This window comes from Zongyangia sp., from assembly GCF_965361945.1.
The window spans coordinates 1-13,539 of the sequence record NZ_CBDTOK010000025.1 but is presented as its reverse complement, the minus strand read 5'-3'; the positions used below and the strand labels follow the sequence as shown (position 1 = coordinate 13,539).

Below are 13,539 nucleotides of genomic sequence, written 5' to 3'. Positions count from 1 at the left end.
GCGGGGATCCGCGTGAACCGAAATATCACAGTAGTTGGAGCCCCGGACATTTTTCAGGTTGGCCACAGCCCCCTCCTTCATCACCCGAACAAAGGTCTCCCCCTGATAGGTGTGGGCGTAGAGCTCATGAAGCTCCTTGGGGGACAGTGGCGTCTTCATCTTGGCATAGATGGTGGAGACAATGCCCCGGTTTAGAGGGAGTAGATGGGGGACAAAGGTGACATAGACATCCCGGCCCACAATCTGGGAGATGGTCTGTTCAATCTCCGGGGTATGGCGGTGGGACGCAATCTTATAGGGAGAAAAAGCCTCGTTGCAGTCGGGGTAATGGCTGGTCTGGGACAAGCCCCGGCCCGCCCCGGTGACGCCGGACTTGGAGTCGATGACAATGGTATCCGGGTCGATGATCCCAGCTTTCAGGGCGGGGAAAAGGCCCAAGGCGATAGAGGTGGGATAGCAGCCTGGGTTTCCGATAATCTTGGCGCCTTTTACCTTCTCCCGATGGAGCTCGGGAATGGAGTAAACCGCCAGCTTGTGCAGTTCTGGGTCTTTATAATCCAGCTTATACCACTCTTTATAATCCTCCGGGTCACAGAGGCGGAAATCCGCGCCCAGGTCGATGAGCAATTTATCCTGGTCTACGCATTTGCGGCCGATTTCCTCGGAAACGCCGTGGGGTACGCTGGCGAAAACCACCTCGCAGGCGTCGATGACCTCGTCGGTGGTCAGCAGCTTCTGAGGACAGATGCCGGCAAGGGAGGGGTAGATGTCGTCGATCTCCTGGCCCTCGAAGCTCACCGATCCCAGAGCCTGGATATGGACCTGGGGATGTCCGTGGAGGATGCGGATCAGCTCCACTCCGGCATAGCCGGTGGCGCCGATAATTCCTACGTCGATCATGGGGGACACTTCCTTCTTTCTATGGATACCGGAGGCTATTTTAACAGCTCCCGGGTCATGTCAATTTGGTTTTGCACGCTCTGAGGCGCCGGACCTCCGGGCACCTTTCGGTCAAAGGCGCATTTTTCCAGGTTGATGGCGGTGTAGATATCCTCCTCAAAGAGGCCGGACATCTCTTGGTAGGCGGAAAGCTCCAGGGTCTCCAGAGTCTTGCCCTCGTCGATACAGCGGGCTACCAGGGTGCCGGTAATCTTATAAGCATCCCGGAAGGCCATGCCCTTTTTCACCAGGTAATCGGCACAGTCGGTGGCGTTGATGAAGCCCTTGGCCGCCGCCTGGCGCATATTCTCTTTGAGCACCGTCATGGTCCTAAGCATGGGGATAAAGGTGGTCAGACAAAGATCCACCGTATCCAGCGCGTCGAAGATGGCCTCCTTATCCTCCTGCATGTCTTTATTATAAGCCAAAGGCAGCCCCTTCATCATGGTCAGCAGGGTCATCAGATCCCCGTAGACCCGGCCGGTCTTCCCCCGGACAAGCTCGGTGATATCCGGATTCTTTTTCTGGGGCATAATGGAGGAGCCGGTGGCATAGGCGTCGTCCAGTTCAATAAACTTAAACTCCCAAGAGCACCAGAGGATAATCTCCTCGGAGAAACGGGAGAGATGCATCATGATGATGGAAAGATCAGAGGCCAGCTCAATACAGAAATCCCGGTCGGAAACCCCGTCCAGGCTGTTGGCGGTGATCTTGTCAAATCCCAAAGCCCGGCGCACCATGTCCCGGTTGATGGGATAGGTGGTGGCTGCCAGGGCGCCGGAGCCCAAAGGCATGGAGCTTGTCAGTTTTCTCCAGTTTTTCAGCCGGTCCAGATCCCGCAGGAACATCTGGGCATAGGCCATCAGATGGTGGCCGAAGGTAATGGGCTGGGCCCGCTGCAGATGGGTGTAGCCGGGCATAACCGTCTCCTTATGCTCCTCGGCCAGGTCGCAGAGGACGCCGACGAGCTCTTTGAGAAGCGCTTCCAGCTCCCCGGCGTGATCCAGCAGGTACATCCGCAGATCTAGGGCCACCTGGTCGTTGCGGCTGCGGGCGGTATGCAGGCGCTTGCCTGTCTCCCCCAGCCGGCGGGTCAGTTCCGCCTCCACAAACATGTGGATGTCCTCGGCCTCCGGGTCAAAAGGCAACTCACCGCTGTCAATATCCGCCTTAATCTCCTCCAGACACCGGCAGATGGCGTCAGCTTCCTTTTCCTCGATGATCCCCGTGGCCCCCAGCATGGTGGCGTGGGCGATGCTGCCCCGGATGTCCTGGGCATACATACGGCTGTCAAAGGAGATGGAGGAATTAAAATCATTGACCTTGCTATCCACTTCTTTTTTAAACCTTCCGGCCCAAAGCTTCATGAATTTCTCCCCTTTCCGCAGTCCATACCGCGGTGTGAAATAACAGTTAGGCCGGCGGATGCCAGCCTAACCCGGTAAAATGTTGAAAATGTAGCTGTCTTATTTGTTCTGCTCCCGCTGCTCATCCAACAGGGCCTTGACCTTGATGGGCAGGCCGAACAGGTTGATGAAGCCGGCGGAATCGTTCTGATCGTAAACGTCGTCCTCGCCAAAGCTGGCAAACTCCTCGGAGTAGAGGGTGTAGGGGCTGGTGACGCCGGCGTTGATGATGTTGCCTTTGTAGAGTTTCAGCTTCACATCGCCGGTCACCGTCTCCTGGGTGGCGTCCACAAAGGCGGAGAGAGCTTCCCGCAGGGGGGTGAACCACTGGCCGTTGTATACGATATCCGCGAATTTCAGGGCTACCTGCTGTTTGTAGTGCTGGGTTTCTTTATCCAGGCAGATGGTCTCCAGCACCTCGTGGGCGTGGTAGAGGATGGTGCCGCCGGGGGTCTCATAAACGCCCCGGGACTTCATGCCCACCAGACGGTTTTCCACAATGTCGGCCAGGCCGATGCCGTTTTCCCCGCCCAGCTTGTTGAGCTTCTTGACCAGGGTGGGGCCGTCCATCTCCACCCCATCAATGGCGGTGGGGATACCCTTCTCGAAGTGGATGGTCACATAGGTGGCCTTATCCGGCGCCTTTTCAGGGGAGACGCCCATCTCGAGGATCTCGTCGTATTTCGGCTCGTTGGCAGGATCCTCCAGATCCAGTCCCTCGTGGGAGAGGTGCCACAGGTTTTTATCCTTGGAGTAGTTGGTCTCCCTGGTGATCTTCAGGGGGATGTTGTGGGCGATGGCGTAATCGATCTCATCATCCCGGGACTTAAACTCCCAAGTCCTCCAGGGAGCGATGATGGGCATGTTGGGGGCGAAAGCCTTGATGGCCAGCTCAAACCGAACCTGGTCGTTGCCCTTGCCGGTGCAGCCGTGGGCAATGGCGTCGCAGCCCTCTTTTTTGGCGATTTCCACCAGCCGTTTGCCGATGAGGGGACGGGCAAAGGATGTGCCCAGCAGATATTTGTTTTCATAGACAGCGCCCGCTTTCAGGGTGGGGAAGATATAGTCCTCCACAAACTCCTTCTGCAGGTCTTCAATATAGAGTTTGGAAGCGCCGGTAGCGATGGCTTTTTCCTCCAGGCCATCCAGCTCCGCCTCCTGGCCTACATCGGCGGCCATCGCGATAACCTCGCAGCCGTCATAATGCTCTTTGAGCCAGGGAATAATAATGGAGGTATCCAGTCCTCCGGAATACGCAAGCAGTACTTTTTTAAACTTTGCCATGTGAATGTCCCCTTACTTTGTAAAATAAAAGCCCTCGGGCTTGATTTATCAGACGGTGTACCGTCGTTTTCTATCTGTCATTATACACCTGTAAAGAGAAAAAACAAGAGTTTTATGCATATTTATTCAGTCAATCTGAGATTTTGTTGCTTTCACCAGTTTGCAAAACGAAATGGGTTTTTCCCTGGTGAATTTCCACAATTCCCTTGTAGTTCTGTTCCTATTTTATCTAATCCGACATATTTTTCCTTGGGAAATGCTAGCGCAGATATTCACGCTTTATGCATATGTTGTATATTCATACATCCTTGCCGAGCTCTTCCGGCAGTATGATTGGGGAAAATCTGTTTATCCTAAGTAACATAAGGTCCAAGGGGGGATGGTATGCAACAGAAAACGCCGAAAAAACATGAGGTCAAAAGCTTTCTTCTGGCCTTTGGCGCCGCCTTTTTGGTGTTGGCGGTCATCGCCACCGCCGTTGTCATGATAGTGGGGCGGAAAAACGGCCTTATCCAGGAGGAAATCTCCAAGCCCCAGGTGGAGGACAGCTACATTCCCTCCGATGAGGACGATTTGACCCTCCTTCTCTCCTTCCACGAGGATCCGTCGGCAGAGGACTCCCTGGCCTCCTATCACCTTCTCCACTTTGACGCCGCCACCGCCCGGACCCTGGTCATCCCCCTGCCCTATCAAACCGCTTTGGATACAAGCCAGGGGACGGACACCTTGGACGGCATCTGGAAGGAGGGCCGGGGGGAGATGGCCGCCGCCGCTGTAGGGGAACATCTCCAGGTCCCGGTGGACGCCTATATGGACATGGACCTTGCGGGACTGGAGGAGTTTATCTCCCGGTGCGGAACCGTCAAGTATGAGATTGCTCAGTCGTCCAGCTTCACCCGGGGGGAGAGGAAGGTCTCCCTTTCCCAGGGAAAGCAGCTGATGGATGGGCAGAAAATCGTGGATCTGGGCTACTACCTGCGCACCACCCAGGGGGAGATGGCCCGCAACGACTTTTTGGCCCAGATGGTGGGGCTGTTTGTGGAGCTTCGTATCGCGCCGCTCTATTTAGAGGACGCCGACGCTCTCTTCCAGAACCTGCTGGAATGTTTTTCCACCAATCTTTCCGCTCAGGAGTTTGTCAGCCGCTCCGGCTTTTTCCGCAGCCTATTTTCCAAAGACGACCGGACGACGGTGGTTTCTCTGGGAGGACGCTATTACAGCAACCGGACCAGTTTTATCATCAACGACACGGCGGTGCGGACTTTGCGGGGCATGTTGGGGGCGGGGTGATCCCTGCGCTATGCCGGACAACAATGCAAAGAAAATTTTCTAAGAGGTTGTGCCTTTGGGTGCAACCTCTTTTCTTTTGGCGGGAAGATCGTAAGCACAAGGAAAGGAGGCTTCATTCTGGCTGGATATAACAGGACGCCGGCAAAACGCAGCCGGCCCAAAACGGTGGAAGAGGGACTGCAGAAGCTGGCCATGGGGCCGGTCAACGACAGCGTCAAGCTGGTGACCCAGCCCCTTGACCAGCCGATCCCCATTGAGGGGCTGGACCTATTCCATATCAAAGAGATCAAAACCAACAAAGAGGGGATGGAGATCAAATTCTACGACCGGCTGGAAGCCCTCAAATGCCTAGACGCTCTTCAGCAGCGGCGGGAGGAACTCCAGGAGGGCCGGCAGATTTTGGCGGCCCTGACCCAGGACAGCGGCGGCATCCGGGAGGACGATCCCGGCAGTCCATCGCCGGACGGCCTTTGACCGGGGTGAAAGCCATGGTGACATCCTTTTCACAAAAGCAGAAGGCTGTGCTGCGGTGGTGGACTGAGGCCAGCCCTTACCGGGACTATGACGCCATCATCTGCGACGGTGCCGTCCGGTCGGGAAAGACCCTGTCCATGGGCCTTTCCTTCTTCGTCTGGGCCATGCTGGGCTTTGACAAAAGCGCTTTTGCCCTGTGCGGGAAAACATTGGGGTGCATCCGGAGGAACCTTTTAACCCCCCTGCTGCCCACCCTGAAGGCTCTGGGCTTTTCTGTCCACCTGGCCCTTTCCAAAAATGAGCTGACCCTCTCCCACGGAGGCAGGCAGAACCGCTTCTATCTCTTTGGGGGAGGCGATGAGGGCGCCGCCGCCCGGATCCAGGGCGTCACCCTGTCGGGGGCGCTGTTTGACGAGGTGGCGCTGCTGCCCCGCTCCTTTGTGGAGCAGGCCCTGGCCCGGTGCTCGGTCAGCGGTTCCAAATTCTGGTTTAACTGCAATCCCGAGCATCCGGGCCACTGGTTTTACACCCAGTGGATCAAAAAGCGGCGGGAGAAGCGGGCTTTGTACCTGCATTTCACCATGGAGGATAACCCATCCCTGACCCCGGAGATCATCCGGCGGTACCAAAAACTCTATTCCGGCGCCTTTTATGAGCGGTTTGTCCTGGGCCGGTGGAGCGCTGTCACCGGGGCGGTGTATCCCATGTTCTCCCCCTCGGCCCATGTGGCTTCCCGGCTGCCGGGCCGGTTTGAACGGTACCTGCTCTCCTGCGACTACGGCATTGTCAACCCCTGCTCCGCCGGGCTGTGGGGTCTCTCCGCCGGGGTCTGGTACCGGATGCGGGAGTACTACTATGACGCCAAGGCCCAAAACGCCCCCTACCGCACCGACGAGGAACACTACCGGGCCATCGAAGCCCTCTGCGGCGGGCTTTCTGTGGAGGAGATCGTCCTGGACCCGTCGGCCAAAAGCCTGATGGAAACCATCAAAACCCATGGACGCTTCCGCCCCATCCCGGCGGACAACGGGGTGCTGCCCGGCATCCGGGCGGTGACGGCGGCCCTGGAGCAGGGGAAAATCCTCATCGGGGAGGGCTGCAGGGACGCCATCCGGGAGTTTTCCCTCTACCGGTGGGACGAAAGCGGAAAGAAAGACCAGGTGGTCAAGGCCTTTGACCACGCCATGGACGATATCCGCTATTTTGTCATGTACGCGGTGGAGCGGCCCTCCCAGGGCTTCTTCGCCCTGGCCGCGGAACGGCCTTGAGCATCCATTTCACATGAATTTTGGAGGTGGTCATTTGCGTTTCCCTTTGAAACGGCGGCCCGTCCCTCCGGCCGCGGCCCAGGCGGTGCAAACCGCTCCGGCGCCAGGGCTTTTCTGGGAGGGGCAGGGGCTCATGGGGCTGGAACACCAGTGCCAGCTCTATGACCGGCTGCGCCAGTCGGTCCCCATCATCGACGCGGCCCTGTGCAAAATTGTCCGGCTGACCATGGGGGAAATCTCCCTGACCCTGTCGGACAAAAAAGCGGAGAAGGAACTTTCCCGCTTTTTGCGGCAGGTGCCGGTGGCAGGCGGGGGCGAGGGCATTACAGAATTCCTCTCCCGGTACCTGGACAGTCTTCTGTGCTACGGCAACGCGGCGGGGGAGGTGATCTTCGACCACAAGCGGGGAGAGATCACCGGCCTTTATAACGCCGCCCTTTCCGACATCGAGGTGCGCCCTGGGGACAGCCCCATGGAAAGGCGCATCTTCTCCCGGCATGGCGGTTTTGACCTGCGCCCGGTGCCCTATCCGCAGCTGGTCCTCTTTACCCCCTTGTCTCCCAAGCCGGGGCAGGTGGTGGGCCGCTCCCTCCTCGCCAGCCTGCCCTTTGTCTCCTCGGTGCTGCTCAAAATCTATGAGGCCACCCGCCAGAACTTCGAGCGGGTGGGCAATGTCCGCTTTGCCGTAACCTACCGTCCTGGCGAGGGGGCCATGGACCGGGCCTATGCCCAGGAGATGGCGGAAAACATCGCCGCCCAGTGGCGCAATGCCCTAAGCCAAAGCGACGGGAAGGTCAGGGACTTTGTCTGCGTGGGGGATGTGGACATCAAGGTCATCGGCGCAGACAACCAGATTCTGGACATCCAGGTGCCCGCCCGGCAGATGGCCGAACAGATCGTGGCAAAGCTGGGGATCCCTCCCTTCCTGCTGGGGCTGCAGTGGTCCACCACCGAGCGGATGAGTGCCCAGCAGGCGGACATCCTGACCAGCGAGCTGGACTCCTACCGGATGCTCTTAAACGGCGTCATCCGCAGGATTGCCGGCATCTGGCTTTTGTCCCGGGGCATCCGGGAGGAGCCGGAGATCACCTGGGAGGAAATCAACCTCCAGGACCAGGTGGAAGCCGCCCGGGCCAAGCTCTATGACGCCCAGGCGAAAAATCTGACGGGCCAGGCCCGTTAAAGGAGGTGAATCTATGGAAAAAAGCAAAAATTCTACCCCATCCCCAAAGGGGAACATCAGCGAGGATGTGATGGAGAAGATCAGCGCCTACAGCCTGCGGCCTCTCTCCCCGGAGGAGGTCTATGTCTTTTCGGTGATCCTCTGTGACAACGACATCGACCGGGATTACGAGCGCTTTGACCGGGCGGGGCTGGAAAAGCTGGCCCAGCTGTTTCTGGGCAAAACCGGCATCTTTGACCACAACCCCAAAAGCCAGAATCAGACCGCCCGGATCTTTGACTGCCGGGTGATGGAGGATCCCAGCCGGGTCTGTTCAGACGGCACGGCCTACCACTATCTCAAAGCCAGCGCCTACATCGTCCGCTCCCAGCAGAACGAGCCTCTCATCCTGGACATCGACGCCGGCATCAAGAAGGAGGTCAGCATCGGGTGCAGTGTGGAGAAAAGCATCTGCTCCATCTGCGGCGCCGACGCCAAAAAATCCCCCTGCGCCCACCGGAAGGGGAAGACCTACGACGGGAAGCTGTGCTACCACATCCTGGCAGGCCCCACCGACGCCTATGAGTGGTCCTTTGTGGCCGTTCCCGCCCAGCGCAGGGCCGGCGTCACCAAGGGCTACCGCCAAGAGGCGGGAAACTGCCTGGAGCATCTTCTCAAAAGCCTGTCTTTCGGCCGGGAGGTCACCCTCTCCCCCGAGCAGTCGGGAGCGCTGGGGGACTATCTTGACCAGCTAAAGGCAGGGGCCAAGCTGGGCAGGCAATACCTAGAGGATCTCAAAAAACGGGTGCGCTCCCTGGCCCTTGTCTGCGAAGAGGCGGGGGAGGCCGCCGCCTTTTCCTCCCTGGTGGAGAAGATGGACCTAGAGGAACTCAAGGCCTTTGAAAAATCCTTCGAAACGCGCCTTTCCGGCGGCTCGGCTCCCCAGCTTGCCCCGGAACGAAACCCCAGCCAACCCTCCCCCAACGGGGAATTTAAAATTTAGGAGGAATGCACCATGACAGTATCTTTTAAGGGAATCGGCCAGACTGCCGCCACCTTCACCGTAAGCGGGACGCTGGCCTCCGGCGACGTGGTCGCCATGAGCGGCAACGGCCAGGTGAAAAAGGCAGACGCCGGCGACGACATCGCCGGGGTTTGCCAGAGTATCCGCCATGGCCTTGCCACCGTCATTGTGGCCGGCCACGCCCAGATGACCGCGTCCGGCTCTGTCACCGTTGGAATCGCCTCCCTAGAGGCTGACACCGGCGGCAAGGTCAAAGCCGCCGCTGAGGGAGGCCGCCAGGTGCTGGTGGTCGCCGCCCAAAATAACATCCTGGACGTCATTCTGTAGTCCGCCCATTCAGCGAAAGGAGAGTGCCAATCCATGCAGACCTATGAAAATATCCCTCTGGACCGCTCCATGTATGCCGCCGCCTCCAAAAGCTTTTCCCGGATTTTGGAGGAGATGGACCCTACCGCCCATTACCAGGGCACCGAGCTCGGCTCCCTAGACGCCTATCAGCGTCAGCTCAAGCGGTTTGACATCAAGGTGTCCGGGGAAAACTCGGACACGGTGGACAAGTTCTTCGCCGATCCCGCCGGGGCCGCCCTCTTCCCGGAGTACATTGTCCGGGCGGTGCGCCAGGGCATGGACGAGGGGAATATCCTCTCCTCCATTGTGGCCACCAAGACGGTCATCGACACCATGGACTACCGGGGCGTCACCTCGGAAAACGAGGGCAATTCCGCCAAGGAGGTGGGGGAGGGCGCCCAGATCCCCCAGACCGTCTTAAAGCTAAAGGACAACCTCATCCGGCTGGTCAAGCGGGGCCGGATGCTGGTTTCCTCCTATGAGGCGGTCCGCCATCAGAAGCTGGATCTATTCACCATCGCCCTGCGCCAGATGGGTTCCACCATGGCAAGGGCCCAGCTTGCCGACGCCATCGGTGTGCTGATGGACGGCGACGGCAACAAAAATCCCGCCAAGACGCTGGAAACCGCGGCGGATACGGTCACCTACACCGACCTGGTGAACCTTTGGAAGGAATTTGAGGAATATCAGATGAACACCCTGCTGGTCTCCCCCGACGTCATGGCAAAGCTTTTGGTGCTGGACGAGTTTAAGGACACCGGCGCCGGGGATCTCTTTAATGCCACCGGTATGCTGCGCACCCCCATGGGCGCCATGCTCTATAAGACCAGCTGTGTTCCCGAGGACACCATCATTGCCTTTGACCGCCGCTATGCCCTGGAAATGGTCTGCGCTTCTCAGGTGCAGATCGACTACGACAAGGTCATGGACCGCCAGCTGGACCGGGCTGCTATCACCGCCATTGTGGGCTTTGGCAAGCTCTTCCCCGACGCGGTCAGGGTCATGACCGTCAAAAAGGGTTCCTAGCCCATGCAGGGATAAAAATCCGCGCCTTTTTCCGCGGCGGGAACCCTCCCGCCGCCCGCCGGCGCGGGAGCCAGGTCCTCATGAGAAAGGAGATGTCCTTTGGAAATCGGTAAAATCGTAGAAAACTTCGCCCTCTTTGCGGGGCTCTCTGTCAGCGACGCCATGCAGTGGCTCCCCCTCTGCCGCTGGGCCAAGGAATCGGTGGAACAGTCCCTGCGTCCCGGCGTCGATCTCCAGAAAAATAAAGAACGGCTTTCCCTGGTGGCGGCTGCCCTGGCCCTGCGGGCCTACGACGGGGGGCTTTCCGGCTCCAGCGATCTGCGCAGCATGTCGGTGGGGGATGTGAAGGTAGAAAACGCCGCCTCGGGTTCCGCCGCTTCCCAGAAAATCTGGGAAGAGATGTGGGGCCTCTGCCGGGATCTGCTCCAGCACCCCCAGGGCGGGGTCTGGATGAGCTGTTAGGAGGGCCCTATGAAGATACAAAGACAATTTCGGTGGTTTCTCTCCCACTACGGCACCCAGATGGAGGTGGAAGGGCACACCTTCAAAGGGGTGCTCCTCCCCGCTTTTAAGACTACCATGGGCCACCGGGAACGGGGGGACTTTATCCCCGCCGGGCAGAGCCCTTTGGAGGAGTATCTCTATATGGGGGACCCCCAGCGGGAGCTGCCGGTGGACAGCCTGCTTTCCTGCGGGGGCCGTCAGTTTGTGGTGCGATCCAGCATGACGGTCCTCTTTGAGGACGCGCCCTTATATACCCGGGCCATCCTCGCCCCAGTGGAGGTGAGCTAGATGGCTGTCATCGCCGCTTTCGACCGTCTCTACCGGCTCAAAGAAGAGGTCCGGGATCTCATTGCCCAGGCGGGGATTCCCCAGACGGACATCCTCTGTGAGTTCCCCCCCAAGGGGCGGGCCTATCCCCTGAGACGCCCCTGCATCTGCGTGGGGCTTTCCTCCATCCAGATGGGAGCCGGCGCTCTGGGCGGCTTTGTAGGCGCCCAGAAGGAGGGGGCGGAGCTTTTCGGAAAACGCCTGGAAGTGGAGTTTCGCTTTGACATCTACCTGCCCAAAGGGTGGGAAGAGGACTGCCACTCCTATTTCTGCACCCTCTGCGACATCCTCACCGGCCAGCTGCCGGACATGGAAAAGATGTGGTGCGGGGAGATGTCCTCCACCGCCCAGAACGACGGCTTCACCCTGCCCTGCTATGCCCGGCTTTCCGCCCTGGCCTGTCAGGGGGAGGAGGAAGCCGCCCTGACCCAAATCATCCTGAGGAGGAAGGAACTATGAGTGTTTCTCCAACATCCCAGACCGCAAATGAGCGGCCGGGGGTGACATCCAGCTATGTGGTGTGGTCCCTCTACCAGGGCAATGAAAACGCCCTGCCGGTGGGCCTTATCGGGCCGGCCGCCCAGAATAACGACGGGACGGCCTATGAAATCTCCACCATGGGAGGGATGGAGGATACCTTCGGAAAGGGGAGCGGCGGCCTCCTTGCCGGGGCGGGTATCCTCTTTGAAAACGGCGTCACCAGCCTGACGGTGGCCGCCGTTCCGGCAGAGGGGGCGGAGGATGACGACTACAAGGCCGCCATCGCCGCCCTCTGTCAAAAATCCGCGCCCCGGATCATCGTCTGCGACAGCACCTCCCAAACGGTGCTCACAGCCCTGAGGGATCAAATCGCCGCGGACAGCGCCGCCCAGAGGGAGCGGGTGGCCATCTGCCCGGCCCCCCAGCCGGACACAGCCTTGACCCTGGCCGCCGCCCTGAACAGCGAACGGATGATGGTCTGCGCCGGGGCAGGGGTGGCGGGGGAACAATCCAGCCCCTTCTTCACCGCCTGCGCCATGGCGGGATTATACGCCACCGCCGCCGACCCCTCGGCCAACCTTTCAGGCAGCGCCATGACCGGTATCGCCGGCCTAGCGGAGGAACTCTCCGAAGCCGACATCCAGCGGCTGCTGGCCGGCGGCGTCACCCCCTTTGAAACGGTGGGTGGGGCGGTGGAGTGTGTAAAGCCCGTCTCCACCCGCACCACCACCGACGGGGTCCCCGACCGGACCTGGCACTCCATGGGCGTCATCATGACCATCGACTATGTCATGATCCGCCTGCGGCAGATGCTGAAAATCCGGATGAAGGGGGCCAAGAACAATCTGGCCACCCGGGAGTCCATCCGTAGCCAGGTGGCTTTGGAGCTTGCCACCCTCTGTCAAAACGGCATTCTGGATGACTACGGGCCGCCTCAGGTCTTCAAATCGGAAAGCGATCCCGGCGTCTGCCAGGTGGAGCTTTCCTTCAAGGTTTCCGGCGCCATGGACCGGATCCATGTGGCGGCCTACATTACCATTTAGGAGGGGAGTTATGATTGTTTCTTTTCCCACCAGCCGGGATATCTCCATCGAGATCAACGGCAAGCGTTTGGCCGTGGCCCAGTCCTACAAGGTCAAGGCCTCCAAGGAGAGCCGCTATATCGAAAGCTTTGGCCAGGAGGAACCGGTGGGCACCGTAGGGGGCCGCAACCGCTATCTCATCGAGCTCAGCCGGGTCTATGTCACCGACACGGCCCTTTCCGACGGCATCGATTTTTACACCCTTTCTGACTTTAATGTGGTCATCGCCAAGCCGGACAAGCGGATCATCTTCTCCGGCTGCGAGTGGTCCGACATTGTGGAGGGCTCCTCGGTAGGGGATGTGGTGCTGGAGTCGGTGGCTATCCTGGCCTCCAAAAGGATGGAAGTGTAATGGAAGAAATCACACTCAGGGGGAACCCCTATGAGATCAGGCCCATCAGCGCCTATGACGCGGTGCGGGGGGCGGCTTTCGCCCAAAAATCCGCCAAAGCCCTGGAAAAAATCTGGCCGGAGGACCTTTCCCGCCTTTGCGACGGGGGATGCATCGCCGCCCTCTGTCTCTACCGGCAGGGGCGCCGGGTCTTTCACAGCCCCCTTTCTGCCCTGCGAAGCCTCAGCGTCGAGGAAATCTGCCAGGTGGAGAGGGCCTATCTCTCCCTGATGGCGGAGGGAAAGGAGGGGGAGCATGTCCTACTTTGAGCGGCTTATCTCCATGGCGGCCCCCTCCCCCAAAAGCCCGGAAAGGCTGCTGGATCCGGCGGCGGAGAAGGCTTCTCATCCTCCCCGGGAAAGGGGGCTGCCAAACCGGGCTCCGGCGGATTTTTCCCTCAAAAAGGCGGAGGGGAGGATGGAGGTTTCCATCCAGGAGCCGCCGCCTCTCACCATCTCCGCTTCGCCGGTATCCCGCATGATCCCGGACCGGCGGGGTCTGGCGGAGGAAATCTCCGACGAAATTATGCTGGAC

At 59.4% G+C, this 13,539-nt stretch carries 17 protein-coding genes; 14 read left to right on the top strand and 3 right to left on the bottom strand.

Annotation, left to right across the window (positions count from 1 at the left end):
• The 3 genes from argC to ACZ25G_RS01465 all read right to left on the bottom strand — a co-directional run.
• A partial coding sequence (gene argC / locus ACZ25G_RS01475) for an N-acetyl-gamma-glutamyl-phosphate reductase (RefSeq protein ID WP_463681294.1) occupies nt 1-900 on the bottom strand: 900 nt, incomplete at its 3' end.
• A gap of 35 nt (nt 901-935) precedes the next feature.
• Nucleotides 936-2,306 (bottom strand): argininosuccinate lyase, encoded by a 1,371-nt coding sequence (argH, locus tag ACZ25G_RS01470; RefSeq protein WP_191509368.1) that lies wholly within the window; start codon nt 2,304-2,306, stop codon nt 936-938.
• A gap of 99 nt (nt 2,307-2,405) precedes the next feature.
• Nucleotides 2,406-3,629 carry an argininosuccinate synthase gene (locus ACZ25G_RS01465; protein WP_191509369.1) on the bottom strand — a complete coding sequence of 408 codons (1,224 nt, stop codon included), beginning with the start codon at nt 3,627-3,629 and terminating at the stop codon, nt 2,406-2,408.
• A gap of 384 nt (nt 3,630-4,013) precedes the next feature.
• Between ACZ25G_RS01465 and ACZ25G_RS01460 the strand changes: the two genes are divergently transcribed.
• From ACZ25G_RS01460 to ACZ25G_RS01395, 14 genes are all read left to right on the top strand, one after another.
• Nucleotides 4,014-4,919: an LCP family glycopolymer transferase gene (locus ACZ25G_RS01460; protein WP_463681293.1), complete on the top strand. Its 906-nt coding sequence runs from the start codon at nt 4,014-4,016 to the stop codon at nt 4,917-4,919.
• A 165-nt stretch (nt 4,920-5,084) separates the two neighbouring features.
• Nucleotides 5,085-5,393 carry a hypothetical protein gene (locus tag ACZ25G_RS01455; RefSeq protein WP_463681292.1) on the top strand — a complete coding sequence of 103 codons (309 nt, stop codon included), beginning with the start codon at nt 5,085-5,087 and terminating at the stop codon, nt 5,391-5,393.
• 14 nt (nt 5,394-5,407) lie between these two features.
• A complete protein-coding gene (locus ACZ25G_RS01450; protein ID WP_463681295.1) occupies nt 5,408-6,661 on the top strand; it encodes a PBSX family phage terminase large subunit in 1,254 nt (417 codons plus the stop codon).
• A gap of 34 nt (nt 6,662-6,695) precedes the next feature.
• Complete coding sequence (locus tag ACZ25G_RS01445; protein WP_463681291.1) at nt 6,696-7,844, top strand: phage portal protein; 1,149 nt, start codon at nt 6,696-6,698, stop codon at nt 7,842-7,844.
• Nucleotides 7,845-7,857: 13 nt separating this feature from the next.
• Nucleotides 7,858-8,826, top strand: a complete 969-nt coding sequence (locus ACZ25G_RS01440) for a hypothetical protein (RefSeq protein WP_463681290.1) — start codon at nt 7,858-7,860, stop codon at nt 8,824-8,826.
• Between the two features lie 12 nt (nt 8,827-8,838).
• On the top strand, nt 8,839-9,174 hold the full coding sequence (locus ACZ25G_RS01435; protein WP_463681289.1) for a hypothetical protein: 336 nt from the start codon (nt 8,839-8,841) through the stop codon (nt 9,172-9,174).
• A gap of 33 nt (nt 9,175-9,207) precedes the next feature.
• Nucleotides 9,208-10,221, top strand: a complete 1,014-nt coding sequence (locus ACZ25G_RS01430) for a phage major capsid protein (protein WP_463681288.1) — start codon at nt 9,208-9,210, stop codon at nt 10,219-10,221.
• A 99-nt stretch (nt 10,222-10,320) separates the two neighbouring features.
• Nucleotides 10,321-10,683, top strand: coding sequence for a hypothetical protein (locus tag ACZ25G_RS01425; protein WP_191509376.1), 363 nt, complete (start codon nt 10,321-10,323; stop codon nt 10,681-10,683).
• 9 nt (nt 10,684-10,692) lie between these two features.
• Nucleotides 10,693-11,013: a hypothetical protein gene (locus ACZ25G_RS01420; protein ID WP_342681274.1), complete on the top strand. Its 321-nt coding sequence runs from the start codon at nt 10,693-10,695 to the stop codon at nt 11,011-11,013.
• Nucleotides 11,014-11,511 carry a hypothetical protein gene (locus tag ACZ25G_RS01415; protein ID WP_342681273.1) on the top strand — a complete coding sequence of 166 codons (498 nt, stop codon included), beginning with the start codon at nt 11,014-11,016 and terminating at the stop codon, nt 11,509-11,511. It begins immediately after the preceding gene.
• Nucleotides 11,508-12,575, top strand: a complete 1,068-nt coding sequence (locus tag ACZ25G_RS01410) for a phage tail sheath subtilisin-like domain-containing protein (protein WP_463681287.1) — start codon at nt 11,508-11,510, stop codon at nt 12,573-12,575. The genes ACZ25G_RS01415 and ACZ25G_RS01410 overlap by 4 nt, the downstream gene beginning before the upstream one ends.
• Nucleotides 12,576-12,585: 10 nt before the next feature.
• On the top strand, nt 12,586-12,966 hold the full coding sequence (locus ACZ25G_RS01405; RefSeq protein ID WP_463681286.1) for a hypothetical protein: 381 nt from the start codon (nt 12,586-12,588) through the stop codon (nt 12,964-12,966).
• Nucleotides 12,966-13,274, top strand: coding sequence for a hypothetical protein (locus ACZ25G_RS01400; RefSeq protein WP_463681285.1), 309 nt, complete (start codon nt 12,966-12,968; stop codon nt 13,272-13,274). The genes ACZ25G_RS01405 and ACZ25G_RS01400 overlap by 1 nt, the downstream gene beginning before the upstream one ends.
• A partial coding sequence (locus ACZ25G_RS01395; protein ID WP_463681284.1) for a hypothetical protein occupies nt 13,261-13,539 on the top strand: 279 nt, incomplete at its 3' end. The genes ACZ25G_RS01400 and ACZ25G_RS01395, both read left to right, overlap by 14 nt.